Origin of the sequence: Paracoccus caeni (assembly GCF_016629665.1) — a bacterium.
Lineage (GTDB): Bacteria > Pseudomonadota > Alphaproteobacteria > Rhodobacterales > Rhodobacteraceae > Paracoccus > Paracoccus caeni.
In genome coordinates this window covers 19,113-44,534 of the sequence record NZ_JAEPRQ010000001.1, presented here as the reverse complement: position 1 = coordinate 44,534, position 25,422 = coordinate 19,113, and the positions used below count along the sequence as shown (strand labels likewise).

Annotated in this window: 22 protein-coding genes; 20 read left to right on the top strand and 2 right to left on the bottom strand. The window is 60.1% G+C overall.

The window, feature by feature from the left end:
• Window positions 1-9: 9 nt before the first annotated feature.
• The 20 genes from JJJ17_RS00195 to JJJ17_RS00100 all read left to right on the top strand — a co-directional run bounded on the left by JJJ17_RS00195 (window position 10) and on the right by JJJ17_RS00100 (window position 19,131).
• Complete coding sequence (locus JJJ17_RS00195) at window positions 10-369, top strand: hypothetical protein (protein WP_200682916.1); 360 nt, start codon at window positions 10-12, stop codon at window positions 367-369.
• Window positions 366-893: a tetratricopeptide repeat protein gene (locus tag JJJ17_RS00190; RefSeq protein WP_200682914.1), complete on the top strand. Its 528-nt coding sequence runs from the start codon at window positions 366-368 to the stop codon at window positions 891-893. Before JJJ17_RS00195 ends, JJJ17_RS00190 begins: the two co-directional genes overlap by 4 nt.
• On the top strand, window positions 893-2,947 hold the full coding sequence (sctV, locus tag JJJ17_RS00185) for a type III secretion system export apparatus subunit SctV (protein ID WP_200682913.1): 2,055 nt from the start codon (window positions 893-895) through the stop codon (window positions 2,945-2,947). Before JJJ17_RS00190 ends, sctV begins: the two co-directional genes overlap by 1 nt.
• 44 nt (window positions 2,948-2,991) lie before the next feature.
• Entirely contained in the window at window positions 2,992-4,206 is a 1,215-nt protein-coding gene (locus tag JJJ17_RS00180) for a type II and III secretion system protein family protein (RefSeq protein WP_200682912.1), read from the top strand.
• Window positions 4,203-4,610, top strand: coding sequence for a hypothetical protein (locus tag JJJ17_RS00175; RefSeq protein WP_200682911.1), 408 nt, complete (start codon window positions 4,203-4,205; stop codon window positions 4,608-4,610). Before JJJ17_RS00180 ends, JJJ17_RS00175 begins: the two co-directional genes overlap by 4 nt.
• Window positions 4,611-4,707: 97 nt before the next feature.
• Window positions 4,708-5,754 carry a transglycosylase SLT domain-containing protein gene (locus JJJ17_RS00170; protein WP_200682910.1) on the top strand — a complete coding sequence of 349 codons (1,047 nt, stop codon included), beginning with the start codon at window positions 4,708-4,710 and terminating at the stop codon, window positions 5,752-5,754.
• A 161-nt stretch (window positions 5,755-5,915) separates the two neighbouring features.
• Entirely contained in the window at window positions 5,916-9,857 is a 3,942-nt protein-coding gene (locus JJJ17_RS00165; RefSeq protein ID WP_200682909.1) for a hypothetical protein, read from the top strand.
• Window positions 9,858-9,979: 122 nt separating this feature from the next.
• Window positions 9,980-10,600 (top strand): hypothetical protein, encoded by a 621-nt coding sequence (locus JJJ17_RS00160; RefSeq protein WP_200682908.1) that lies wholly within the window; start codon window positions 9,980-9,982, stop codon window positions 10,598-10,600.
• Between the two features lies 1 nt (window position 10,601).
• The gene (locus tag JJJ17_RS00155) at window positions 10,602-10,901 is read left to right on the top strand and encodes a hypothetical protein (protein WP_200682907.1); all 300 of its coding nucleotides are present in this window, start codon (window positions 10,602-10,604) and stop codon (window positions 10,899-10,901) included.
• 46 nt (window positions 10,902-10,947) lie between these two features.
• Window positions 10,948-11,304, top strand: coding sequence for a hypothetical protein (locus JJJ17_RS00150; protein ID WP_200682906.1), 357 nt, complete (start codon window positions 10,948-10,950; stop codon window positions 11,302-11,304).
• A 12-nt stretch (window positions 11,305-11,316) separates the two neighbouring features.
• A complete protein-coding gene (gene sctJ / locus JJJ17_RS00145) occupies window positions 11,317-12,096 on the top strand; it encodes a type III secretion system inner membrane ring lipoprotein SctJ (RefSeq protein WP_200682905.1) in 780 nt (259 codons plus the stop codon).
• Window positions 12,093-12,779, top strand: coding sequence for a hypothetical protein (locus JJJ17_RS00140; RefSeq protein ID WP_200682904.1), 687 nt, complete (start codon window positions 12,093-12,095; stop codon window positions 12,777-12,779). Before sctJ ends, JJJ17_RS00140 begins: the two co-directional genes overlap by 4 nt.
• Window positions 12,779-13,381, top strand: coding sequence for a hypothetical protein (locus JJJ17_RS00135; protein WP_200682903.1), 603 nt, complete (start codon window positions 12,779-12,781; stop codon window positions 13,379-13,381). Before JJJ17_RS00140 ends, JJJ17_RS00135 begins: the two co-directional genes overlap by 1 nt.
• Window positions 13,378-14,700: a FliI/YscN family ATPase gene (locus JJJ17_RS00130; protein ID WP_325168734.1), complete on the top strand. Its 1,323-nt coding sequence runs from the start codon at window positions 13,378-13,380 to the stop codon at window positions 14,698-14,700. Before JJJ17_RS00135 ends, JJJ17_RS00130 begins: the two co-directional genes overlap by 4 nt.
• A gap of 22 nt (window positions 14,701-14,722) precedes the next feature.
• Entirely contained in the window at window positions 14,723-15,196 is a 474-nt protein-coding gene (locus JJJ17_RS00125) for a hypothetical protein (protein ID WP_200682902.1), read from the top strand.
• The gene (locus JJJ17_RS00120; protein ID WP_200682901.1) at window positions 15,193-16,374 is read left to right on the top strand and encodes a FliM/FliN family flagellar motor switch protein; all 1,182 of its coding nucleotides are present in this window, start codon (window positions 15,193-15,195) and stop codon (window positions 16,372-16,374) included. The genes JJJ17_RS00125 and JJJ17_RS00120 overlap by 4 nt, the downstream gene beginning before the upstream one ends.
• Window positions 16,374-17,018, top strand: coding sequence for a type III secretion system export apparatus subunit SctR (gene sctR, locus JJJ17_RS00115; protein WP_200682900.1), 645 nt, complete (start codon window positions 16,374-16,376; stop codon window positions 17,016-17,018). Before JJJ17_RS00120 ends, sctR begins: the two co-directional genes overlap by 1 nt.
• Before the next feature lie 6 nt (window positions 17,019-17,024).
• Window positions 17,025-17,279 carry a type III secretion system export apparatus subunit SctS gene (gene sctS, locus JJJ17_RS00110; RefSeq protein ID WP_200682899.1) on the top strand — a complete coding sequence of 85 codons (255 nt, stop codon included), beginning with the start codon at window positions 17,025-17,027 and terminating at the stop codon, window positions 17,277-17,279.
• Complete coding sequence (locus tag JJJ17_RS00105) at window positions 17,276-18,112, top strand: EscT/YscT/HrcT family type III secretion system export apparatus protein (protein ID WP_200682898.1); 837 nt, start codon at window positions 17,276-17,278, stop codon at window positions 18,110-18,112. Before sctS ends, JJJ17_RS00105 begins: the two co-directional genes overlap by 4 nt.
• Window positions 18,109-19,131, top strand: a complete 1,023-nt coding sequence (locus JJJ17_RS00100; protein ID WP_200682897.1) for an EscU/YscU/HrcU family type III secretion system export apparatus switch protein — start codon at window positions 18,109-18,111, stop codon at window positions 19,129-19,131. The genes JJJ17_RS00105 and JJJ17_RS00100 overlap by 4 nt, the downstream gene beginning before the upstream one ends.
• A 465-nt stretch (window positions 19,132-19,596) precedes the next feature.
• On the opposite strand, the gene JJJ17_RS00095 is transcribed toward JJJ17_RS00100, so the two are convergent.
• A complete protein-coding gene (locus JJJ17_RS00095) occupies window positions 19,597-20,865 on the bottom strand; it encodes an exonuclease/endonuclease/phosphatase family protein (RefSeq protein WP_200682896.1) in 1,269 nt (422 codons plus the stop codon).
• Window positions 20,866-20,912: 47 nt separating this feature from the next.
• A complete protein-coding gene (locus JJJ17_RS00090; RefSeq protein WP_200682895.1) occupies window positions 20,913-25,373 on the bottom strand; it encodes a type III effector HrpK domain-containing protein in 4,461 nt (1,486 codons plus the stop codon).
• Window positions 25,374-25,422 lie beyond the last annotated feature (49 nt).

Below are 25,422 nucleotides of genomic sequence, written 5' to 3'. Positions count from 1 at the left end.
AACCGTAGAATGTCCGACTCGATCCATCCCTCTTCCCGACTTATCTCCAGCACGCCGGCGACGAATGAATTGCCGCGTCTGGACCGGATCGGGCGCCCGCAGCAGCCAACGCCGATCAGGGATGCGGATGATATCGTCTCCCGCCCCCGACCGCAGGTTGAACGGGTCGGGTTCCAGACCATCCTTGAAACCGGGCTTGGCAATGTCAGCCTGCCCTCTGCCCCCGATCTGATCTCGGCGCTGGAATCGGCGCGCAGCTATGCCGACAGCGCCGACAAGGCGGTTCCGGGCCTTGGGCGTCTGGTCGATGCGGTGCTTGAGGATGAATGCCGCAAGCTGTCGCGCTATCTGGACATGCAGACGACATGAACGCACCTTTGTCGCTCATCCCCAATTCGATCAAGCTACCGGGCAGCCCTGCGGGCGATGACCCGACGGATGAGCGGCTGGAAGATCTCTATGGCGAGCTTGGCAACTGGGACGAAGCCGAGGCTCTGCCCGACGATCTGAACACCGCCGATGCGCGCAAGCATGGCCGTATCCTGTCATCGCTGGCGCTTTTGTATCTGCGCCACGGCGATCCGTCGCGGGCAATGGTTTTGTCTCTGGCGGCGTTGTCGATGGGCGATGCGCGGCCTTCGGCGCTGCTGACGCTGGCGGAATCGCTGCTGCGTGCTGGCGACCCGGAACAGGCGATGTCGGTGCTGACCCGGTTTGACGAAACCGATCCGGCGCTTATCGAGACCCCCGCGACCGATATTCAACACGCCGCGCGGCACTATATCCGCGCCAAGGCGCTTCACCGTCAGGGCGATAACATCGGCGCACGGGATGCGCTGGCGCTGGCCCGCGATCTGCGGGTCGCAGCCGACGCCCGGAAGGATGACGGCTGATGGCAGAGGGCGGGTTCAAGCGGCGGCTCAACGCGATTGCGGGGCGGCAGGATCTGGTTCTGGTGATCCTGCTGATCCTGATCGTGTTCATGATCATCGTGCCGCTGCCGACCTGGCTGATCGATCTGTCGATTGGCTTCAACCTAGCGATCTCGGTCCTGATCCTGATCGTGGCGGTCTATCTGAAATCGCCGACGACATTATCCACGCTGCCGTCGATCCTGCTTTTCAGCACATTGTTCCGACTGGCCATCAGCATCTCGACCACGCGTCTGATCCTGTTGCAGGCGGATGCCGGGCAGATCGTTGAATCCTTCGGGAATTTCGTGATCGGCGGCTCGCTTCTGGTCGGCGTGGTGGTGTTCCTGATCATCACCATCGTCCAGTTCATCGTCATCACCAAAGGCTCGGAACGGGTGGCCGAGGTTTCGGCGCGGTTCTCGCTGGATGCGTTGCCGGGCAAACAGATGGCGATCGACAGCGACATGCGCGCGGGCGAGATCGATCTGGCCGAGGCGCGCCGCCGCCGCGAATCCCTGCAAACCGAAAGCGAGTTTTACGGCGCCATGGATGGCGCGATGAAGTTCGTCAAAGGCGATGCCGTCGCCGGGCTGATCATCATCGCGGTGAACATCCTTGGCGGTCTTGGCGTGGGTGTCGGCCAGATGGGGATGCCCTTTGGCGAAGCGCTGCACCGCTATTCGGTGCTGACCATCGGCGACGGTATGGTCAGCCAGATCCCGGCGCTGATCATGGCGATCAGTTCGGGCATCGTCATCACCCGGATCGCGAATGAGCGTTCGGTCGATCTGGCGCATGACATTACCGAACAGGTTTCCGCCAATCCGCGCGCTTTGCAGGTGGCGGCGGCGGTTCTGCTGGGCTTTGCGATCATCCCCGGCTTTCCCACCCCGGTCTTTCTGGTGCTGGCGATGGTCTTCGGCACCGCCGGCTTCCTGATCGCGCGCCGCCAGCAGGCCGAAGAGATCGAGGAAAGCCAGCGCCCGACGACCGACGGCAAGCAGGATCTGCTGATGGCGCCGATGGCTCCGGTGCGTCTGGCGGTCGGCCCCGATATCGCCGAAAGCATCGACCGGATCGAATTCGACAAGGTCGCGCTGCGTGAACGGACCAATGTGTTCGAAGATCTGGGCGTGCCCTTCCCCCGCCTGCAATTGTGGGTCGATCAGGATGCGCCGAAGGATCGCTGGCAATTGCTGGTCGAAAGCGTGCCGGTGGCTGAAGGTTATATCCCGGCGGGTCGGCTGCGGCTGACCGATGACGCCGAAACCGCCGAAATTCTTGGCATCCCGGTTGACGATATCGAGCTGAGCCCGACCGAGCCGCACAGCTATTGGTGCGACGCCTCGAAAGCCTATGAGCTTGAGAAGAACGGGGTCGCCTACCAATCCCCGGCCGAGGCGCTGGCCCATATCGCAGCGCGCAGATTGCCGCGCCATGCCGCCGAATTTCTTGGCGTGCAAGAGGTGGGGGCGCTGCTTGCGGCAATGGAATCCCGCTATGACAGCCTTGTGGCCGAGGCGCAGAAGGCACTGTCGCTGCAAAAGATCGCCACGATCATGCGCCGTCTGGTGGAAGAGGAAATCCCGGTCCGAAACCTGCGGGTTCTGCTGGAAACCATCGTTGACTGGGCACCGCGCGAAAAAGACCCCGAGTTGCTGTCGGAATATGTCCGCACCGCGCTTGCCCGTCAGATCAGCTACAAGTTCGCCGATCAGGACCGCTTCATCGCCGCCTATATCGTCGATGCCGATATCGAGGGGCTGATCCGCAGTTCGATCCGCAATTCTTCGTCGGGAGAATATCTCTCACTGGAATCGAAACAGTCGCGCCGCCTGCTGGAGCGTCTGAAGGAAACCGTCGGCGATCCGCAAACCCATTCCGCGCCGCCGGTCTTCATCTCCACCACCGAGATCCGCCGCTTCCTGCGCAAGTTCCTTGCCACGCACGAAATCACCTTCCCGGTTCTCTCGCACAAAGAGATCGCCCCCAGCTTCAAGGTGCAACCAATCGCGATGTTGTCGTTACAATGAAAAAGTTCCTGACCCAAATCTCCGCACGCTCAAGCCGACTGGCCGTGACAGGCTTCGTCGCTGCCCTGATCGCTGGCGCCTTCACCACCGCCTCGGATGCGCAATCGACGCGCATCTATCTGAGCGAGGGGGACGGACGCCGGATCGAACTGCCGGAAGATACGGCGACGGTCTATATCGCCAATCCGATGATTGCGGACGCGCAGGCCATCTCGCCCACCGCGATCTATCTGACCGGCTATACGTCGGGACGGACCAGCGTGATCATCACCAGCGAGAACAGCGATGTCAGCGCCGAATACGAGGTCGAGGTCATGCCCGCCTCGGGTGGTGCAGAGGCGCTGCTTCCGTCCGAAACGGGGGTGCGACGCAAGGAAGGCATCGCGATCATCTCGGGCGAAGTGAACGACATTCAGGGCACGCGCGGCGTGACCGCCTCTGAACGCTCGTTCGGGCGTCAGGGCGTCATCACCCGCGACGAGACGACCTATGGCGGCGGCACCCAGATTTCGCTGCGCGTCCGCTTTGTCGAAGCCTCCAGAAGCGAATTGCGCCGGATGGGCGTCGATCTGGCCGCACTTGGGGCCAGCGCGGGCGGCCCGCTTCGCGTCGTCACCGGCGGCAATCCAACCGGATTTCTGGGTGGCGCAGCCGCCAACAGCCCGGCGATTGGCGGGCGGATCACCTCGGGCAGCTTTACCATCGACACCGTGATCAACGCGCTGGAAGAACGCGGCGCGGTGCAGATCCTGTCGGAACCGACGCTGACCACCGTATCGGGTCGCCGCGCCAGTTTCCGCGCGGGTGGCGAGATCGGCTATCCGATCAATCAGGGCGATGGCGTCATCTCGGCCGCATTCCGGCAATATGGCGTCTCGATCGAATTTCTGCCGACGCTGCTGCCGAACGGGCGCATCGCGATGGAGGTTCAGCCCGAGGTCAGTTTCCTCAACAATGACAATCAGGTCAGCGTGGACGGCTTCACCGTGCCCGGCCTGTCGGTGCGCCGTGCCGACACCACTGTCGAGGTCGGCAGCGGCCAGACCTTCATGATCGCCGGTCTTTACGAGCAGTTCTCGGAAAACGGCCGTCGCGGCACTCCGGGGATGAGTGGGCTTTTCGGGCGCTCGAACAATGTCCGTCAAGAACGAGAACTCCTGATCTTCATCACCCCCTACATCGCCGAAGCCAGCAATGTCAGCGCTCCGCCGGTCGCCCGGCGCCCGGTGCGCAATACCGTGGGGTTCATTACCAGATGAAATATCTGCTCATCCCCACTGTCGCGCTGTTGGCCGCATGCACCGATCCGCTGATCAAGGACTCGGACGTGATCGCCCGCGCCTCGGCACCGGCTTACGGCTATTCGGAAAGCGGCCATGTCATCCCGTCTTCCTGCCAACGCGTCGGCGGCAACATTTCACGCCGGGCTCCGGCCTGCAAGCGGGATCTGGTTCTGGCGCGGCAAGTGTCTAATCCGCGCGATCTGGTCTCGCCGGTCACTCCCGGCCCCGGCGCAGCGGGTCCGCTTGGACGGGCGGCGGATCGATATCTTTACGGTCAGGACGCGTCGGGCCGCATCATGTATCCCGAGGACCCCTATTGGCGGCAGCAATCGGGATCGTCGGGCGGCGCGGGACAGTCGCGCTCAATCGAGGTCGAATGACGGCGCACACGCTTAGCACAGGGCCCGCATGTGTGATGGTCCTCGTATCAGGTTCACGGTTGGTAACGACAGGTCAAAGCATCCAGAGGAGAGAAAAATGGAAGTGAACGCTCAAGGTGCCGGCTGGCAGGAATTCTATAACGACCGGCAATCACGCTGCGACTCCGCGACCGACGATGCATTGAAGAAGCATTTCCAGGCAGAACTGGACGTGGCGCGTCAGACGATGCAGGCCATGGGGCTGGACGTTCCCGAAGGGCAACCGACGCCCGAGGGTCAACCCAATCCTGAAGCCGCAGCCCCCGACGGCAGCGAGGGTCTGCCCGGAGATGCGCCCGGTGATGCACCAGGTGATCTGCCCGAACAGCCGGTCAATGCCGCCACCCAGCCGGGTGACCCGGACCTGCCGGCAGGTGATCCCGAAGAACTGGGCTATGAGGATCAGGCCAGACTGGACAAATATCGCGGAGACCTTCCGCCAAATCAGGCCGCGGGAAACCCTGACGGTCAGGTGCCGGAAACCCCGGTGGGCGATCCCGCAGGTAATCCGGCTGGCGATCCGGCAGGTGAACCGACGGGCGACATCCCTGCCCCGGTCCAGAACCATCAGGTCACAGGTGACACCCCTGCCGTCGAAGACGCATCGCCGCAATATAACAATGCGCTGGAAGCGTTCCGGTCCCAGATCCTTGCCGCCTCCAAAGCAACCGGCATTCCGCCCGATGTGCTTGCAGCGATGATCTGGGAAGAGTCGAAGGGCGATCCCGAGGCAATCTCGAACAATGCCGGCAACGGAAAATCCGATATCGGCCTGATGCAGATCAACGAGGATACCTTCGCCGAGATGAAGGCGAAACATCCCGATCTGATCAAGGGCGACATCAACGACCCGGAATCCAACATCATGGCGGGCGCGCTGTATCTGGCCGAGAAGAAGGAAGAATTCGGCGGCGATATGGATCTGGCGCTTCGGGCCTATAACTCTGGTTCGGAATCCGTCGATCCCGCCAATCCTGATGTCTCGACCACGGGTCTGGGCACCGAAAGCTATGTGGACCGGGTGAACTACTACCATGACCTGATCAAGCAAGGTCAGGATCTGCCCGAAGAATACCCGGAAAGCCCCGAGCAGGTTCAAACCTGATCGGCTGAAGTAAAGCACCTGCCCGTCTGAACGGGCAGGTCGCTTCCATTCGTCATGCAGCCTGCCCCGTGCGGGCCGGTCCAACAACTCGACGACGCCAAAGATGCGCCCGTCACGACGCTCATCGGACTCTGGTCCGATATATAAGAGGGAAAAGAACAATGCCCATGGATGTCGCAGCAACTTCAGAACGTCCCAAAGTCCCCGAAGAGATCGAGGTCGATATCCCGAAGCCGGTCAGTCTGGCCGTCACCGGAAACAATCCCGATCCCGAGGAAAATGACGAAGAAGAGAGCGACTCGCCGGGCACGCTGGACAAAGACGACCCCCTTCCCCCGCTGAACAAGCTTGATCCGAAACGGGTCGATGACGACACGATCTCTTACACGTTCAACGGCAAGACCCATCACGTCAATCGCGAGGAAACCCCGTTCAAGTATAACGTCCTGGAAGGCAAGATTCTGGGAACCGAGATCGACAAGAGCGATAACAACATCAACGTCAAAGTGCCGGATTCCAGCACGACCGACTTTATGGATGCCAAGACGACCGAAGACGGCAAGTCGGTCGGAGAATTGTTCCACGAGAACATGAAGAAGGAATGGGGGGATCTGAAACTTGACGATCCTCGCCGTCAGTATTTCGAACTGATGGAGGCAAAGTCGGCGCTTTCGACCGGCTATTACGTCATGCCCTATCAGACGGATAACGGTGGCGTGTGGGACTCGACCGTTACCTCCGCTATGGACAAGACTGTTCCCCTTGATCAGGCCAGCACGTACGGCCTGTTGAAAGAAGAGGAAATCGCTGAAAAGCTTGCCGAACTTACCGAACGTCCCGAGATCGTGGAGGGCGTTGACAAGCTGATGCAGGGCGCGGTCTCCAAGCTAGAAGACCGGCGCGGGCTGACGAACAAAGTCTTCGACACCATGTCCAGCGAAGATTATATGAAAACGCTGGAATCGATGGACCCCGAAGTCGCCAAGATGCGCTTCGCCAACGACCTGAAATCGCTTGATTTTCTTGACAAGAACAAGGCAAGCGAGATTCGGAACAAATTCCTCGATCAGGGTCTTGTTGACGAGATTTCGAGCATCATCGAAAACGGCGAATACGACGAAGAATCCCTTGAGCTTGCGATCAAGGACAGCGTCCAGATCGGGTTGCAAGCGACCTTCATGAGCGCATTTGGCCTCAATGCCAGCGACGCGACCGTTCAGAACTATCTGAAGACCGGCACCGGCGATTTCCCCGAAGAGGTCAAGCGTGGACTTGACAGCTACAAGGAAGCGCTGCGGATCGGCACCGAAGCGGTCAAGGACTCGTTCAAGGCGAACGGCAACAAGTTCGACATCAAGGACGTGTCGTCTCGTATCACTGACATGATCCGTGACAACAATCTCAGCAACGGGACTCCAAGCACGTCGAAGGCGGTTCGGAACGGTGCTGCGGCGCTGCTGCATGGCAGCATCATGAACGGCGCGCTTCCTGCCGCAGGCGGTATTCTGGCGGGTGCCGGGGCCATCTACACCCTGACGAAGAACAAGGGCGAAACTGTCGAAGATCGTATGGGCGCGGCGCGCGCGCTCCTGATCACCGTCGCGACCGGCCCGGCTATGGCGACTGCTGGTTCGAAGGCTCTTGAATCGCTTTTCAACCAACCCGGCATGACAGTCATGCTTGGTCTGGAAGATAACACTCAATTGAGAGACGCCTTCGAGAAGCGGTTCAACAAAGCAAAGGAACCGCCGAAGATCGACTGGAAGCTGCCAGATCTGGAGCTGGATGACTGGAGCAAGGGCCTGCTCGATGACATCAACAAGATTTCATCCGGGGATGGCGGCTTTTCCAAGGTCATGAGCGGCGTGAACGAGAATATCGGCGCGGTCGATACCTCGAATGCCGGAAATCTTGCAGGCATTCTGGACGACGCCAGTCCCGCCGATCGCGCCAGCATGATGGGGATGATCGACGGCAAGCTGAAGTCGATGGGCGTAGATCCCACTGATCTGGATACTCCCGGCAAGCTGCGTATCGTCGGCACCGTCATGAACACCGTTGGCGGGATCGCCGATGTGACCGGCGGCGTTCTGGATATCGCCCTTGGCGCGATGAACATCGATAAGCTTCGGAAAAACCCCGATGCGATGCCGGACGAATATGCAGCCTCTACCTTCCAGCTTCTCAGCGGCATCAGCTCTGCGGGTGCGGCCGGGACAAGTTTGGCCAGCATGATCGCGGGGCCTGCGACCGCCGCAACCATGGGTGTCGTTGCAGGCGCCTTGGGCATCGCCGGTCTGGTGTTCGGCGGGATTTCGGCAATCATTTCAGGTGTCATCGCCAAGAAGAAGCAAGACCAGGCGATGGACAATGTTCGTCAGGACTTCAACGACTGGAGCACGCTGGGCGTTACCGAAGACAATTGGGGCGACAAGCTGAATTACGCGATCCATTCGCGGTACGAATACGACTCCCGGCACGGATCGTCGAAATATTATGACATCTATCCCGAGGACAAGCCTGTCTGGGAAGCACGGCCCGAGCAATACGAGGCGTTTACCAAGCATGTGGCCGATAAAGGCCGGATGGATGAGGACTGGTTCAAAGACTGGGACAAGAAAGAGCTTGGCGATCAGGTTCTGAACTGGGACGACAATGAGGGTTCGGACGATCCCTCCGGCCTGCCGCGCTTTGGTGATTCCGGCAAGCCGGGCAGCTTCGGAGAGTTCAAACGCGATGTCGATCGCGTCGACGTGGGCTCGATCGAGCTGATCGAAGACGGCCGCGTCATCTTTGAAAAGGATGGCGTCAAGCAGGTCATCGACCCGCAGATCGGCGAGAAGGCAGGCGACAAGGATCGTCGGGAAATCATCAACTACCTCAAGGATCTGCATCAGATCACGCATCCCGATGGCAAACGCGATCAGGACATCATCGACCGGATCAGCAAGCTGCACGATGAATCTGACCGCTATAACGAGATCTCGGATCTGAAGCGTATTCTTGACGACAGCTCGCCCCCGCTGTTCGGCAAGGACGGCAATACCAAGGTCGGCACCTTCAACGACTTCAAACGCGACATCGACCGGGTCGATATCGCATCGATCCGGCCGGATTCAGGTGACAGCAGCGTCATCTATTTCGAGAAGGACGGTGAAGAATGGATGCTGGACAAGGATGACACCGGAAAGCTGGACAAGAAAGAAGCCGAAAAGATTTTCGACTATCTGAACAATCTCTACGTCATGACCCATCCCGACGGCAAAGCGGATCACAAGCTGATCGAGAAGGTGGAAGAGCTGTTCGGCAAATCCGACGATCACAACGATCTTGATGATCTCAGGGACGAGATCGATGTGGACAGAGATCCGACCGGATTGCCTGTCTTCGGCGATGGCGGCTCGCCCGGCACCTTCAAGGACTTCAGGGAAGACATCGACCGGGTTGATGTCGGATCAATCGAGCTTCTGGATGGCGGTCGCGTTGCCTTTGAAAAGGACGGCGTCAAGCAGGTCATCAACCCCTCGGACGGCGATCAGGCCGGACGGAACACGCGGCGCGACATCATTCGGTATCTGGAAGGGCTCTATCACCTCGCCCGGCCGGAAGGCGATCTGGACAAGGATCGCGTCGATATGATGAACGACACCTTCGGGCGCACCGACAAATACAACGATCTGGACGCGATCCGCGACAAGATCGAGATGGAGGAAAGCGCCGACGGCCTGCCCTTCTTTGGCGACGGCGGCAAGCCCGGCAAGTTCGGCGACTTCAAGGAGGATATCGACCGCGTCGATATCGGATCGATCGAAGTTCTCGAAAACGGCAACGTCATCTTCAGCAAGGACGGCACCAAGCAGGTCGTTTCCGTCACGCATGGCAGCGACGCGGACAAGGGCACGCGAGAGGATGTCATCGAATACCTGAAGGAGCTTCATAAAATCTCGCACCCGGATGGCAAGTTCGACAAGGGCATCGCCGAGCGGATGGATTGGGTTCTGGGCGCGAATGACAAGCACAACGATCCCGAGAAGATCCGTGAATATATCGACGAATGGGTCCGCAAAGGCAGACCAGAAGAAAAGGATCGGAAAAAATGGTGATCCTTCGTCACCGAACAGCACTGTGTCAGAAAGCTGGTATTCGATATGCATGCTGACTCTCTGATGACCATCAGAAATATGCCGCCGGATTTCGTCCGGCGGCTCGTTTGGGATTTACGGTGATGGTTCGCGGTTTTGCCTTGATGCCGGTTCTTGGCGTTTGTGCGCTGCTTTCGGTCGGCACGCCTGCGGTGGCCCAGCATCCCGATCTGCTTCGGGCATTCCCCTACGCCGCCAGCGACGAGCGGGCCGATACGGCATTGCGCGATCTGATGCGACGGACGGGAATTCCGGTCATCACCAGTAACGAGATCAGCGGCACCGTATCGGTCAACAACAGCAATGGCAGCATCATGGATGTGCTGAACTCGATTTCGGAACAGGTCAATGGCGTGTGGTGGTTCGATGGCAGCGCGGTGCGGGTCGAGCCAAGCTCGGTCCTGACCAGCCGGATGATCCCGCTGGACGGCTTTACCGTCGGGCAGTTCCGGCAGCAGGTGCGGGCGGTTCGGCTGGAAGATACGCGCTTTCCGATCAGCGCGTCGGAAGATGCCTCGATGATCCGGCTGTCAGGGCCGACAGGATATGTCGATGCGGTCGAGGCGCTGGCGGTCCATCTGGCTGAGCTACGCCGCGCGGACAAGCCTGTCCGGGCGGGCTTCCCGGTCATCATCAGGGGTCGGGAAACCACCAAATCGCAAACCGAAACCCAGCAACAAGAAACCACTGAGCGGAGTGAGTGACATGCAGCAGCTTTCAACCGAACATAACGACGACCTTCACCTGCTGATGACCGTCGCCGTCCTTTCCGGCAAGCGGGGCGTCGATGTCGATCTGATGCCGATCTTCGAATTGTGGGAAGCGGAATATCCGCAGGATGCATTGGGCAAGGTCGGACGCGGGCTTGCTATGGTGCATGAGGGCGACCTGCGAGGCGGCTATGAACTGATCAAGAAAGCCGCCGCCACCTCGACCTCGCGTGTGGATCAGGCGCAGGACGCGCTGAAATCGCTGACCGAGGGTCTGGGGGAATATCTGGACTGATCACCGCGCCGGATGCGGCCACGGAAATCATGGAAAGGAACTGAAAATGGTCACTGCAGTCGTAGCCGTCGGCGATGCCGACCCCGCCGCAAAACTTCAGACCTTGAACTTCGACGCCAGCGAAACCTCGCCAGAGCTTAGCAATATGGCGCAGGCGGCGCTTGCCCGGATCACCGAGATGGACAGCGGCTATCGCGCCAGCGCGGCGAAGCTGGAGGCGCTTGATCCATCTAACTTTGCGCTGAACCGCACCGGGTCCAGTCTGGCATCGTCGATCAATCAGGTCAGCGAGACCTTCCGGGTCGCGTTGGAGGTTCAGACACAGATCACGCAATTCTCGATGGTGTCGTCGCTGTCGCAATCGCTCAGCACGCAGTTGAACAGCTTCCTGCGCGGACAATAGGATTTTCGCCGAATGAAGCTCACGCAGTTCATCGCCGTTTTATGTGCCGTCCTGTTTCTGGCGGGGTGCAAGTCGGAACTTTACACCGGCCTGACAGAGCGTGAGGCAAACGAGATGGTGGCCGCACTGATCGGAGCCGGGATTCCGGCCTCGAAATCCGGCTCGGGCGACAACCTGAAGGTCATGGTCGATGGCGGCCGCTTTGCCGAGGCGATGACTGTGCTTGAAACGCGCGGGTTGCCGGCGCAGACCTATTCGAACTTTGGTGAGGTGTTCCGCAAGGAAGGTCTGGTCTCGTCCCCGACCGAGGAACGGGCGCGCATGGTCTATGCCCTCAGCGAAGAATTGTCGCGCACCATCACGCTGATCGACGGGGTTCTGTCGGCGCGCATCCATGTGGTGCTGCCGGAAACGGATATGCTGGGGCGGAATGTGAAGCCGTCTTCGGCTTCGGTCTTTGTCCGCTATTCACCTGCCGCGAATGTTCAGGACTATTCGGCGCAGATCAAACTGCTGGTGGCGAACTCGATCGAGGGGCTGCTTTACGACAATATCACCGTGGTGATGGTGCCCGCTGAAGAAACGCGCAACACCACAGAGCCGGTCCGGTTCACCGACGTTCTGGGAATTTGGGTGCATCCCGCCTCGGTCAACCGGCTTTGGGCGGTTCTGGGCGGGATGACGGCGATGACGATTGCGGCCTTTGGCTTTGCCGCCTGGCCCAGCCTGCGCCGCTCGCGCCGGTCCGAGGCGCGGACGGATGCGGGTGCGACACCCGAGGGTAAGTCGTGAGCAAGGCGGCGGAACGCGACCGCGCCGCACCGGGGCCAAGCCGGATTCCGGCGCAGGATGTCGCTCGCGCCCGGATGCGGGCTCGCGCCAGCGCGGCGCGGGTATCGCTGCGCCGTCCGGGCTTAGATCCGCAGGGACGCGGCGGCGCACGCAAGGCGCAAGATCTCTCGCCGATCGGCGAGGCGGATCTGCCCGAAACCTTGCCTGCGGTTCAGTTGATGCTTGCGGGCAAGCGCGCCGAGCTTGTGCTGGACGCGGCGGTGGCGGCGCTTCTGTCGCCGCTGCTGTCGGATGTGATCGCCTCGAAGGATGTGGCAGCGCTGCCGATCCAGCGTGAGGCCCGCGAATTTGGGCTAAGGCACCGGCATCTGGCGATGACTTTGGAAGAAATCCCGGCGACGGACCCTTTTGCGGCAGTCAAGGCGGGATTGCGTGGATTGTGGGTCACGATGCTGCCGCCGGTTCTGGGGCGGGAATGGGAGACGGCAACCGAGCCGCTGCATCTGCCTCCGGTCGTCGTCACCCGTCATTCCGCCCCGTCGCCGCGATTTGGCGGTCTTTCTGGATGGCTGAAGCGCCGTCGCCCGAAACATATCCTGCCCCTTGCGGTGGAAACCCCGGTCGAGGATCGGGCCGAGGCGGCCTTGCTGGGCGCGATCCGCGAACTTTGCGGTGAGATGTGATGGCGCGGGCAAAGCAAATTCAGTCCAGCCGCATCCTGCGCAAAAAGGATCTCGCGAAGCTGCGCGATGCCGAACGCATTCTGCGAGAGGCGGAAGAGGCAAGCGAGGCAAGCAAGCAGGCGGCAATGGCCTTGGAGCAGGAAATCCTTGATGCGGCGCATAAACGCGCGCTGCGCGAAGCCGCGCGTGCGGCAAGCAGGGTGATCGCCGATGCCGAGGCCGCAACCTCGAACCGGATGCAGAATATGGAAACCGAACTGGCACAGCTTGTCAGCCAGACGGTGCGGGCGATCCTTGGCAGCTATGCGACCGAAGAGGCGACCTATCGCGCCGCGCTGAATGCGCTGTCGCAGATGCGGGAACATCGGCAGGGCCGCATCTTCGCGGCGCAGGATGTCGTCGATCTGATGCGCCGCGCCGTCACCGATCTAGGCGATGACGGGGCCGAGGTCACGCAGATCCTGACCGATACCGGGCTTGCCCCCGGTCAGGCCTTTCTGGTCAGCGACCGGGGCAGCGCCGAGATCGGCCTGTCGGCCCTGACGGATTCTGCGCTGCGGATCTGGGACGCACCGAAAGCAGGGAAGGACCGATCCGAGTGAGCGACGCTGATCCCATGATCGAACGCCTGCGCTCTCGCGCAAGGATGATCGAGCCGGTCGAGTTGCGGGGCCGGGTTACGCGGATCATCGGCTGCGTCGTGCATGCGCAGGTTCCCGATGGCCGTGTGGGCGAAGAATGCATCCTGCGCGATCCCGTCAGCCAGATCGAGCTGCGCGCCGAAATCATCGGCTTCGACGGGTCCGAGACCATTCTCGCCCCGGCAGGCGACATGCGCGGCCTGTCCGCCCGGACTGAGGTGATCCCGACCGGCACCGAGGCGCTTGGCCCTGCGGGGGCGGCGCTTCTGGGCCGTGTCGTCGATGCTTTTGGCCGCCCGCTGGACGGGCTGGACCGGGTGGAGGCGAATGTGCCGGTCAATGCCGACCCGCCATCGCCGCTGGACCGCCCGGTGATCGACACGCCTTTCGAAACCGGGCTGCGGGTGCTGGACGGGCTGCTGACACTGGGCGAGGGTCAGCGGATCGGTATCTTCGGCGCCGCGGGTGTCGGCAAATCGACGCTGCTGTCGCAGATCATCCGGGGCGCCAAGGCCGATGCCATCGTGCTTGGTCTGGTCGGCGAACGTGGCCGCGAAGTGGCCGAATTTCTTGAGCGCGATCTTGGCAAAGAGGGGCGGCAACGGGCGGCAGTCGTCGTCGCGACCTCGGATCGTCCGGCAAGCGAGCGCCTGCGTGCGGTGATGACCGCCACCGCCTGCGCCGAAGAATTGCGGCGTCAGGGCAAGCGGGTCTTGCTGCTGGTTGACAGCGTGACCCGCGTGGCCCGCGCACTGCGCGAGATCGGCCTTGCGGCGGGAGAGCCGCCGGTCCGGCGCGGCTTCCCCTCTTCGGTTTTTGCGGCGCTGCCACGACTGGTCGAACGGCCCGGCAAGACCAAGGCAGGTGTGATCACGGCGATCTATACCGTGCTGGTCGAAGGCGATGACGACAATGCCGACCCGGTAGCCGATGAAATGCGCAGTCTGCTGGACGGCCATATCGTGCTGTCGCGCAGGCTGGCCGGTCAGGGGCATTACCCGGCCATCGACGTTCTGCGCAGCAAAAGCCGGGTGATGGAATCGGTGGCGGAAAAGACCCAGATCCAGAATATGCGGGTTCTGACCGAGCGGCTTTCGAAACTGGAAGAAATCGAAATCCTCGTGCAGGTCGGCGAATACAAATCAGGCAGCGATCCGGTCGCCGATGCGGCGCTGGCGACGCGCGGGGCGATGAACGATTTCCTGCGGCAGGAAACGAATGACTTCAGCGATATGTCCCGGACGCTTCAGGCTTTGAACGACGTGGCGAGGATGGGCTGAAGTGCAGGGTCCGCGCGTACAGATGAAGAAATTGCTTAAACTGTCCTCGGTCCGCGAACGGCTGGCACAGCAGCGGGTGGCCGCTGCCAGAAACCTGTTCCGCGAGCGCGCTGCCGAGGTTGCCCGGCTGCGCGCCAAGGCGGATGCCCTTGTGCAAGAGCATCGCGACAAGCGGATCGCCATGCGCAAACCGATGCTCAGCAACCCCCAGCTTCGCGGGGCAATCGACGCCATCGTCGCCACTTTCGACGCCGACCGGCACCGCGAGGAAGCTGCAGAGCGCGAGGTAGTGGCAGCGCAGAAAAAGGTCGCAGAGGCCAAGACCGCACTGGACCGCGAAACCGCCGCTTTGGCCTTGGTCCACCGCCAGATGCTGAAACGGCAGGAATTGTGCGACGTGCTGGACGACGATCATCAGCGCGATCTTGCCCGCGCCGAAGAAGCGGAACAGGACGAACGGCAAATGATCCTCGCGCGGGGCAAGGTGGCATCATGACGAAAGATATTCGACTACCTGCGCGGCGCGGAACGGGCGCAAGCGGGATGGCCCTGACCCGGATCGAAGGCATGGATGAGATCGTCGTCGATGCACCGCAGCCCGCCACGCTGTTCATGCGCAAACTGGACAGCGATCAGGCCGCGATCCAGAACCTGCTGTGCCGCCGCCGCTATTCCATCCGCTTCCGTATCGGCGAGACCAATGTTCATGTGGCGATCCGGCGCAGTCAGGCGGCCTCTTCCGCCTATGGCTGGATCGAGGCCGAACTGAGCGGTCATCCCTTCCGGTTCGGCCTGCCCTGGACCGCCGCGCGGCGCATCACCGGCGTTGCAGCGGAAGCCGCGACACCGGAAGATGCGGCGTTGCTGCTGGAGGATGGACTGACCACGGTGCTGGATGAGCTTGAGCGCCAGTCGGGCCATACGATCACCTTCCGCCGCCTTCTGCCCATGCGCGAGCCGAAACCCGATAACCATATCGATATCTGGTTCGGCATCGAATATTCGAACCGTGCCGAAAAGGCGTCGCAGCGCACCCAGATTCCTGTCGAGCTGCCTCCCGACGCTGCCAAAACACTGGCCGAGATCCTTGGCCAGTGGCAGCGACCCCGGCAGGATGATGGCGGGCTGTCGCTACGCGCCGGGATCGAGATGGGCGCGACCCCTTTGACCCTTGCCGAACTTGCCAGTCTCAATCCGGGCGATGCGGTGATCATCGACGCGGCGGACAGTGCTGCGCGTATCGTGGTCGAAAATCAGCTATTCGCGGCGGTCACACCGTCAGGCGGCCCGGATCAGTGGAAAATGACCTCTGCCTTCCAGTCGCTGCCCCCTGCCCGCAGCCTTCCTTCTGCCCGTCAAGAGACCGAGAAAACCATGTCCGATCAAGATACGCCCGAAGACAATGCCCGAACGGCACAAGCCGATGACAGAAGCTCGATCAGCGCGCTTGACGATCTTGAAGTGTCCATGTCGGTCCGTTTCGGCGAAACCGTGGTGACATTGCAGGATCTGCGCAATGCCGGAGCGGGCTCGATCTTCACGCTGGATCGCCCCGATGGCACGCTGGTCGAGTTGGTCGTGAACGGCAAGGTTATCGGCACGGGCGATCTGATCTCGGTCGCGGGTCAGCGCGCTGTCGAGATCCGCTCTCTCTTCCGCGAGAGCGGCTCCTAATGGATAGCCCGTTTCCCCTCCTGCTGATCGCGGCGGGCTTTACGGTCATTCCCTTCCTGATCGTCAGCCTGACCGCCTTCGTAAAGATCGCGGTGGTGCTATTTCTGGTGCGCAATGCCTTGGGCACGATGCAGACGCCGCCAAATATCGTGCTTTACGGGGTTGCGGTGGTGCTGACCGGCTATGTCATGTCGCCGGTCTTTGCGGCTTCGCTGAATGCGGTGACCGCGGGCGGCACCTTGACGCAAATGCCCGCGCCCGCCGAATGGCCCGACATCTTCTCGCGCGGGGTCGAGCCGGTGCGCGACTTTCTGATGCGCTTCACCACGCCGCAGGACCGCGAATTCTTCCTTGCCGCCGCGCAGGAGATGCATTCCGAAAATGCCGTGATGCCGCAGGAAAGCGATATCTTTATCCTCGCGCCAGCCTTTGTGACGGCCGAACTGACCAAGGCTTTCCAGATCGGGGTGCTGCTGTATCTGCCGTTCATCGTCGTCGATCTTGTCGTTACCAACGTGCTGACGGCGCTTGGCATGATGATGGTGTCGCCCACGGTCATCTCGCTGCCGTTCAAGCTGCTGCTGTTCGTGGCGGCGGATGGCTGGTCGCGGCTGACTCATGGGCTGGTGATGAGCTATGTGTGAGGCGGCATGCAGCTTTATGAATCCCTGACCCATGCCCTGATCCTGGTCTTCCAACTGTCGATGCCCGCCATCGCGGTGGCAACGGCGATCGGTCTGGTGGTGGGTCTGATACAGGCGCTGACACAGATTCAGGACCAGACCCTGCCGCAGGCGATCAAGCTGTTCGCAGTCGGTGCGGTGATCGTGCTGACCGGCGGCGCGCTGTCGGCAAAGCTGGTGGCCTTTACCGTCGATATTTTCTCGCGGATCTCGCAGGGATGAACGCGCTGGAAGACTTGGCCGCTGCTGGTGATATGAGTGTCATCTTCGCGGACATGATGGCGCTTTTCGTGATTATCGGCGGGCGGGCACTTGGCTTTGTGATGGTCCACCCGATCTTCGGTCGTTTCGGCATCAATTTCGGCCTGCTGCGCGGCTCGGTCATGGTGGCGATGACCCTGCCCTTACTGCCCACAGGTGCTGTGATGGCCGCCGGAGACCCAAGTTTGCTGGAGCCCGGCAACATGCCGTTCCATCTGCTGCGCGAGGTGATCATCGGGGTCATTCTGGGCCTGATCACCGGCATTCCCTTCTGGGCCGCCATCGCTGCCGGTGAAATTCTTGACACGCAACGGGGCGCTGCCTCGGCCACCGATACCGACCCGACCGGCGGGCAGGTGACGATCAGCGGCAATTTTTTCTTTCTGGTCGCGGTGTTGCTGCTGACCGCCGAGGGCATCCTGATTCCCGCGGTCTTCGGTCCGATCTTGAGCAGCTATCAGCTTTTCCCGCTCTTCGGGCCGCTGGCATGGCCAGATCCGGGGCAAGGCCGCCTGTTGCTGGCGCTTCTTGACGATCTGTTGCGCGCGGGTTTGATCCTAGCGATGCCGATCCTGATCCCGTTGCTGCTGACCGAGATCGTCATCGCGATCTCGACCAAATACATGCCGCAGATCAACCCGACCTTTCTGGCGATGTCGGCCAAGCAGGTCGTCTATCTGCTGATGCTGGTCTTCTTCATGCCGCTTCTGGGCCGATACATGCTGGCGCTGGTCGGCCATGACAGCTTCGGCGCCGACGCATTGGCAAAATTCCTCAGCGGCGCGGTCAGATGAGCGGTCAGGGTTCCGAGCAGAAGTCGCTACCAGCCTCGGCCCGCAAGCTGAAAAAGGCGCGGGAAAAGGGGCAGGTTGTGACCTCGCGCGATTCCATCGCGTCGCTGGTGACACTGGCGGTCCTGATCTATCTCTATTCGCGCCGCAGTCATCTGTCCGATCTGCTGCACAGCATGTTCACCTATACGCCGCCGCCTGAACTGGTCTTCAGCGCGGCCCTGTCCGATCTTCTGGACCTTGCCCTGAAGATCATCATCCAGATCTGCCTGCCATTGATGATTCTGGTCGTCACACTCAGCATTCTTGCCGGCATGTTGATCGCCGGTGGTCCGCTCTTCGTGACCGAGCCGCTGAAGCCCGACTTCAACAAGATCAACCCCGCGACCGGCTTCTTCAAGATCTTCAGCAAGCGGTCGTTCATGACCTTCCTGATGCATGTGATCCGGGTCAGCGTGATCTTCACCGCGCTGGCCGTGATCCTCGCCTATTCCGCCGCCGCCTTATTCACCGCGCCCTATTGCGGACTGCCCTGTACGCAAGAGGCGGCCATCGCGATCACCGTCCCGCTGCTTGGTGCGCTTGTGGCGATCCTGCTTCTGACCGCGCTTTTCGATTATCTGGTCCAGCGTTCAGCTTTCCTCAACGATCAGAAGATGACCATGACCGAGTTCAAGCGCGAATTGAAGGATCAGCACGGCGATCCCCAACTGCGCAGCCGGATCAAGGGCGATCGCCGCGACATGCTTGAACGCCCGACCGGATGGGGACAAGCCACGACCATCATCTATGCCGCCCCTCACATCGCCGTCGCATTGCGTTATGTCCCTGACGAGACGCCTGCCCCTCTGGTTGTCGGTCGCGTTCGTGGTGCCGAGGCCATCGCCCGCGCACTTCGCAACAGTAAGGCGCCACGCTCGGAAGACGCACATGCGACCGCGATGATCGCAGCCATTCCCGTCGGTCAATATGTGACCAACGATGAACAGATTATGGCGATTGTCCGATACCTCGCGACATAAATGTTGCCGGGTTAAAGATGGCGATTAATCGCCGATTTAATGATCCCGTCCAAATCCGCGAATATAAACTCTGGACTCGTCAAACGTGAATTGCGACAAATGATCGTCCTAAGGGCAAATATATCAAAACGACAAGGAGGGTAGAATCCATGCAGCAACTTCAAGAACTCCTCGCAGCTATGCAGTAGGCTCAGTATAACGCGATGCTTGATGCTCTGCGTAATGCGATGGGCGGCTGATTTTCGTCCCGCAGGGCAGAAACACCTCCTGATATAAACTGCCGAAGACATCTATAAATAATCTCGGCATCTCCAACAGGGAGCATCTCCCCGCCTTTCAAGGGCGGGGGTTTTTGCATTGTGCTATAGGCTTTTCAGAAGCCAGATACCTACGGGCTGGACGCGAAGGTACGGCAGGCCATCGAGCCAAGAAGAAAACCCGATGGCCGCCGGTGGGGTACCAGACCTATCGGTTCTTCAGGTGATAAGCGGAAATCTTGTCATTCCAGTCTTTGCCGACATTCGACGTTGACTCGTCAACTTTCCAACCGTCCTCACCATCATGATCCGTCTCTTTATAGACGGTCAGATCAGCATCAGGCGTCACCGCAATCGAGGTGGTGTCGTCGTTCCAGTCCTTATGCTTCCAGCCATCGAAGCCATCATAGCTGCTAAAGCTGTCCCTGCCGAACCCCACGGCCCAGGCGTCACCGCGATACGCGCCATCCTCATAGAACACCGCACCCGAACCATTTCCGGGAAGTGCGCGGTCATCTTCGGCCCGGTCAATTTCTTCTTGGCTGGATCGGACCGTGATGGTTTGCGACATCATCGGATGCGAATAGGAATCGCTATTGAAATGGCCTTCGCCTTTCACTTTCTCATAGTAATGGGTTTTCGTATCCCCGGCAGAGGTTTCAAAATCCGATCCCTCAGAGAGAATGTGGTCGATATACGTTTCATCTGTGGTGGTATCGTATTTATTGTCGCTCGGATTATCCGGATCAACGCTTTCCGGGCCAATTCGATCAACGTCTGAAAGCCCTTCGTTGAAATCCCCAAGATCAACGCGGGCGCTGATGCCGGGAAACTTTTCCATGATTTCGTCGGCTTTGATATTGCTCATCGCTTTATGCGCATCACGGTGATTTTCGTGATTCCAGCCCTTGATCTGGTGATCCTGATGCCGGTTGGTCACCAGCATTTCCGCGCCTGTCTCTTTGTCCTTCAGAACAACAAACGTCGTGGTGCGCCGCTGATCCGAAACGCGGTCGTCACCGATGTTTTCGGGCACGCCCGGCCCCGACGGAACCTCATTTTTATCATGGATAACAAGCGTTTCCTGATGAACGACATCGAATTTTGACGCCTTCCAATAGATCGGATTCCCGCCCTCATCCATATAGCCGTTCATGCCATTCCGCGCCATTTCACCGGCGATCTGTGACCCCGGCTGAACGCCGCCAACCTCTTGAAACCCCACGATGTCCAGAGGCGCATCACCTTGCGGTCCGGTCCCGTTGACGAAATTGCCGATCTCATCCACCTCGGATTGAAGATCATAGCCCTTTCCGCCATAGGCGTTGAACGTGCCAAACGTATAGTCGGTGGTCACCGCCGGTTTTTTGAGCGGAAGTTTGTCGGCGAATTTGTCGAGATCGTCGAATATATTGCCGACGCCGCCTCCGAAAATATCCCCGATATTTTGGCCGGGAAACGTTTTTCCGATTTCCATATTTCCTCCCATTGATTATTTCGCATCATGACCCGGAAAGAGCCATGTCAGGCACCGGCCGTTGTCTCTCCGCTGATGCCGTATTTCGACAGGCGCGATTTCAGAAGATTGGTGTAATCATTCTCTCGCGACGACATTTCGCTTTGCTGGATCGCCGCCAGGATAAAGATCGACGCGGCGCCCAGAACGCTGCCCGCAAGCCCCAATCCGCCCGACAAGGCGGTGATGAAATGCGGCACCGTCATCCCAAGCAGCCCCATCCCGGATTTCACACCCGAAACCAGCCCGCCCATCAGGCCGATGCTGTTTGTTGCAATGGTCATCCCGCCGGTCAAAGGATCGCCATTTCGGATCGACTTCACACCGTCGAAGATCCCATAGGCGGCCAGCGCCACGCCGGCCAACACCCCGACATTGCCGGGAATGCTTTGGGCCTTGTCGCCAAATCCGGCCTTGGTCAGATAGTCCTTGAACCCCTTGGTTCCGCCCTGCGCCAGCGTTGCTGCCGTTTGCACGGAACCGATCGCAATCTCCACCTTCTGCTTTTCAGTCATAGGGTCATCGGCGGCGATGGCCTTGCCGATGGTCACACCCGCCAGCATCAGACCCGTGACGCCGTGCATGACCCCCTTGTCCAGCATGTTCTTGGTGGTGCCGCCGTTCAGCAATTCCAGATCGTTCAGCGTCCCAAGTCCGCCGTTCAGAATGTCCCATTGCGCCTTGAACGCACCGACGAAATCCATCGGCTTCGCCATCTTGCCGTTCACATCGACCAGCAGCTCTGGATTGGTCTCGGCCAATTCCTCGACCATGGTGAGCAGCTTTTCTTCGTCCAGCTCTTCACCGCCATCGACGCCGAAGGCTGCCTTCAGATCGTCGAAGGTCGCATCCTTGAAGATGTTGTCCTTGGCGAGATTGGTGAAATTGTCCTGCAATTCACTGTCGAAGCCGTTGGTGAAGTCACGATCCAGCGCCGAGTTGTAAAGCGCCACCTCCATGCTGAAGGCACTGATCGCCTCTTCCGGGGAATTGTCCTGCAAAAGCTCTTTGAAGCGATCGCCCGAGACCAGCGATTTTTCGTAGAAATCCTGCAACTCGCCATTGTGTTTCGAGTTCTTGACGGCGTCCTGCAACACCTTCTGGTCGTCCAGCCCAAGCGCTGCCTGATACATCCGCCCCGTCTGGAAGAAAGAGCCAAGGCTTTCCGTCCGCGTCGAGGCATTCTCGCCGTTCCAGTTGTCCTCCAGAAACGCGCCGTTTTGAATGTCGTTCTTGTAGGTGCTTTCCAGCTCTTTCTTCAGCGCCGGATTGCTGTCCACGAAATCGGTCAGCGCATTGGCGGCGTTTTCGTTCATGAACTCCGTAACCTCGGGGTCCTTGCTCAGGATCGCGATCTTCTGGTCGATCTCGGCAATGATCTCGTCCGGCGTGCCCTTCAGACCGGCCTGATTGGAAAGCTTCTTCTCCATCTGCGGCAGGTCCCACATGCCGGATTGCTGCCCGATGGCCACCAGATCACGTCCTGTGCGCAGATCCTGCAGGACCGCCGCCTTCTCTTTCGGCGAGAAGCGGTCGGGGTCACGGAAGATTTCGTCGTCGAATTGCTTCGTATTGACCCCCGCAACCGAATTACGATCCGCGGCATCGACGACCATGTGGATCGCGGATTCCGCGTCTTTGGGCGCTTCCTTTTCGATCCAGTGCGAAATGTCCTTCTTCGCCAGCAGGCCATCGGAATCATAGCGCAGCTTGTCCAGACTGGTTTCCAGCGCCGAGAAGCTGCCGGGATTGCTCCAGAAATCGATGGCTTCACCGAATTTGCCGTCAAGACCCGGATATTCGTCCTTGAACTGTTGCAGCTTCTCGACCGTCATGAATTCGCCGCCGCCGGTCGCCTTCATCACCGTGTCGAAATTGTCGTGCAGGATTGACGCATATTCGGTGATCTTCTTCGACGCGCCGTCGGCGTCGGGGTTCTTTTCCAGATATTTATCGAACTGATCGCCCGAGGCCATCTCTGCCTCAAGGCTGTCAAAACCGTATTTGCCGAAATCCTGCAAACGGCCCGCCTCGGTCCCGTTCTCGGCCTCGCCGCTATTGGTGAAGCCATCGACCTTGCCGTTATCGACCTTGTCACCCGCCTGCGGCTTGCCGCTGCTGTCATATTTCTCGATCCGCTCCAGCACCTGCTTGGCGCGGTAGGCCGCATCGGCATCGGTTTCGAAATCGCCGACCCGGCTTTTCAGCAGATCGCGGACACCGCTTTGATTGCCCAGATCGCGCAAGACCGGCGTGCCGTTCACGATATCCCTGGCCGAGCGGTCATCACCCTCGGGGCGTTCCCATTCGATCCCAAGCGCCTCGGCCTTTTCGCGGCTTTCGGCATCATTCCCGACCTCGGAATAATCAGGGACATTGCCCTTCAGATTGCCAAAGCCGTATTTGCCGAAATCCTTCAGGCGGCCCGCTTCGGTATCGGGTTTGGCCTGATCGCTGCCGGTGAAACCGTCAACACGGTCGTTGCCGACATGCTTGTCGTTGCGGGTATTCCCTTCGCCATCGAACATCTCGATATGGTTCAGAACCTGCTCGGCGCGATAGGCGGCATCCGGGTCACGCTCGAAATCGCCGACCCGGCTTTTCAGCATGTCGCGGACATCCTCTTGATTGCCCAGATCACGCAACAGGGGCGAGCCCTGAATGATGTCATGGGCTGAACGGCCATCGCCTTCGGGACGTTCCCATTTCAGGCCCAAGGCTTCGGCCTTCTCACGCTCGGCCTCTTCATCCTTGATCTCGACCTTGTCGCCCGCCTCGATGGCAGAGCGGTCTTCCAGCTTGCCGTTCAGGTGGGTGAAGCCGTATTTGCCAAAATCCTGAAGCCGGGCGGCCTCGGTCTCGGGGCGCGCCTCGTCGCTGCTGGTAAAGCCGTCGATCTTGTCATTGCCGCGCGACCGATCACGCTTGATCTGCTTTCCATCGCTGTCGAATTGCTGAACATGCTCCAGCACCTGCGCCGCGCGATAGGCGGCATCGGCGTCAGTGTCGAAATCGCCGACACGCTCTTTCAGCATGTCCTTGACGCCGCTTTGATTGCCCAGATTCCGCAGCAAAGGATAATCGCTCAGGATATCCTTCGCCGAGCGGTCATCGCCTTCCGGGCGTTCCCATTGGATGCCCAATTCTTCCGCGTCGCTCTGGGCCGATTCTTTGTCAGAGGTCTCTGGCAGCTCGTTCAGATCGCCGGACAGGGCCTCGAAGCCGTATTTGCCAAAGTCCTGAAGCCTGCCCGCCTCGGTTCCATGCCTGGCCTCGTCGCTATTGGTGAAGCCATCGACTTTGCCGTTCGCGACATTCTTGCCGACGATGGCTTCGCCTTCCGCGTCGAACCGCTCGACATGGCGCAGAACCTGTGAAGCCCGGTAGGCTGCATCGGCATCGGTTTCGAAATCGCCGACCCGTTCCTTCAGCCGTTCCTTGACATCGCTCTGATTGCCGAGGTTCTTCAGCAGCGGATCGCCGTCGATGATATCTTGCGCCGATCGGTCGTCATCCTCGGGCCGTTCCCATGCGATGCCAAGCGCTTCCGCCTGTTCGCGGGCATCCTCATCGTCAGCCGCATCAAGCTGGTTCGGCAATTCGCCCTGAAGATGGTCAAAGCCGTATTTGCCGAAATCCTGCAAACGCCCGGCCTCGGTGCCGTTCTTCGCTTCGCCGCTTTTGGTGAAGCCATCAACGACACCATCGCCCACCTTCTTGCCGTTCTGTTCCTTACCGTCGCTGTCGAAGCGCTCGATATGGTTCAGAACCTGCGAGGCCCGATAGGCGGCATCGGCGTCATTCTCGAAATCGCCGACGCGGTCCTTCAGCATGTCCTTGACGCCGCTCTGGTTGCCCAGATTCTTTAGCAGCGGGTCCTTGTCGATGATGTCCTGCGCCGACCGCTTATCGTCAGAGGGGCGTTCCCACCTGATGCCAAGCGACTTCGCCTTATCCTTGGCCTCCGGGTCCATCCACGCCGAATCCGCGTCCTTCAGGTTCCCGTTCAGATGTTCAAACCCGTATTTGCCGAAATCCATCAGGCGACCGGCCTCGGTGCCGTGGATGACCTGTTCATTCGGGGTAATGCCGTTGATGCGCCCGTCGCCGACGCCCTTGCCCGCGATCCTGTCGCCGTTGCTGTCGAACTTTTCGATATGTTCCAGCACCTGAACCGCGCGATAGGCGGCATCCGCATCGGTTTCGAAATCCCCGACGCGCTCCTTGAGCTTGTCCCGTATCTTCTCCTGATTGCCGAGGTCTTTCAGCACCGGATGGTTATCCAGAATATATTTGGCAGAGCGATTGTCGCCGTCCGGCCGCTCCCACTCGATACCAAGCTTTTCCGCTTCCTCGCGCGCATCACCGGCTTCCGGCATCTGGGCGGCCAACCGGATCGCCGGCGGAAATTTCCCCCCTGTAACAGCATCACGGCCCGCAGTCTGGTTAGGTTCAGTACCGACTTCCATCTGTCACTCCGTCAATGGAGACGCCCTGAGCGTTCTTCGCGATGAGCAA

What these genes read in the sequence shown, in the direction of transcription:
- JJJ17_RS00150 (WP_200682906.1), top strand. Translation starts at nt 10,948, where the DNA reads ATGGTCACTGCAGTCGTAGCCGTCGGCGATGCCGACCCCGCCGCAAAA.
- sctR (WP_200682900.1), top strand. Translation starts at nt 16,374, where the DNA reads ATGGATAGCCCGTTTCCCCTCCTGCTGATCGCGGCGGGCTTTACGGTC.
- JJJ17_RS00175 (WP_200682911.1), top strand. Translation starts at nt 4,203, where the DNA reads ATGAAATATCTGCTCATCCCCACTGTCGCGCTGTTGGCCGCATGCACC.
- sctJ (WP_200682905.1), top strand. Translation starts at nt 11,317, where the DNA reads ATGAAGCTCACGCAGTTCATCGCCGTTTTATGTGCCGTCCTGTTTCTG.
- JJJ17_RS00120 (WP_200682901.1), top strand. Translation starts at nt 15,193, where the DNA reads ATGACGAAAGATATTCGACTACCTGCGCGGCGCGGAACGGGCGCAAGC.
- JJJ17_RS00090 (WP_200682895.1), bottom strand. Translation starts at nt 25,373, where the DNA reads ATGGAAGTCGGTACTGAACCTAACCAGACTGCGGGCCGTGATGCTGTT.
- JJJ17_RS00095 (WP_200682896.1), bottom strand. Translation starts at nt 20,865, where the DNA reads ATGGAAATCGGAAAAACGTTTCCCGGCCAAAATATCGGGGATATTTTC.
- JJJ17_RS00135 (WP_200682903.1), top strand. Translation starts at nt 12,779, where the DNA reads ATGGCGCGGGCAAAGCAAATTCAGTCCAGCCGCATCCTGCGCAAAAAG.
- sctS (WP_200682899.1), top strand. Translation starts at nt 17,025, where the DNA reads ATGCAGCTTTATGAATCCCTGACCCATGCCCTGATCCTGGTCTTCCAA.
- JJJ17_RS00160 (WP_200682908.1), top strand. Translation starts at nt 9,980, where the DNA reads ATGGTTCGCGGTTTTGCCTTGATGCCGGTTCTTGGCGTTTGTGCGCTG.
- JJJ17_RS00125 (WP_200682902.1), top strand. Translation starts at nt 14,723, where the DNA reads ATGAAGAAATTGCTTAAACTGTCCTCGGTCCGCGAACGGCTGGCACAG.
- JJJ17_RS00155 (WP_200682907.1), top strand. Translation starts at nt 10,602, where the DNA reads ATGCAGCAGCTTTCAACCGAACATAACGACGACCTTCACCTGCTGATG.
- JJJ17_RS00165 (WP_200682909.1), top strand. Translation starts at nt 5,916, where the DNA reads ATGCCCATGGATGTCGCAGCAACTTCAGAACGTCCCAAAGTCCCCGAA.
- JJJ17_RS00195 (WP_200682916.1), top strand. Translation starts at nt 10, where the DNA reads ATGTCCGACTCGATCCATCCCTCTTCCCGACTTATCTCCAGCACGCCG.
- JJJ17_RS00190 (WP_200682914.1), top strand. Translation starts at nt 366, where the DNA reads ATGAACGCACCTTTGTCGCTCATCCCCAATTCGATCAAGCTACCGGGC.
- sctV (WP_200682913.1), top strand. Translation starts at nt 893, where the DNA reads ATGGCAGAGGGCGGGTTCAAGCGGCGGCTCAACGCGATTGCGGGGCGG.
- JJJ17_RS00170 (WP_200682910.1), top strand. Translation starts at nt 4,708, where the DNA reads ATGGAAGTGAACGCTCAAGGTGCCGGCTGGCAGGAATTCTATAACGAC.
- JJJ17_RS00105 (WP_200682898.1), top strand. Translation starts at nt 17,276, where the DNA reads ATGAACGCGCTGGAAGACTTGGCCGCTGCTGGTGATATGAGTGTCATC.
- JJJ17_RS00100 (WP_200682897.1), top strand. Translation starts at nt 18,109, where the DNA reads ATGAGCGGTCAGGGTTCCGAGCAGAAGTCGCTACCAGCCTCGGCCCGC.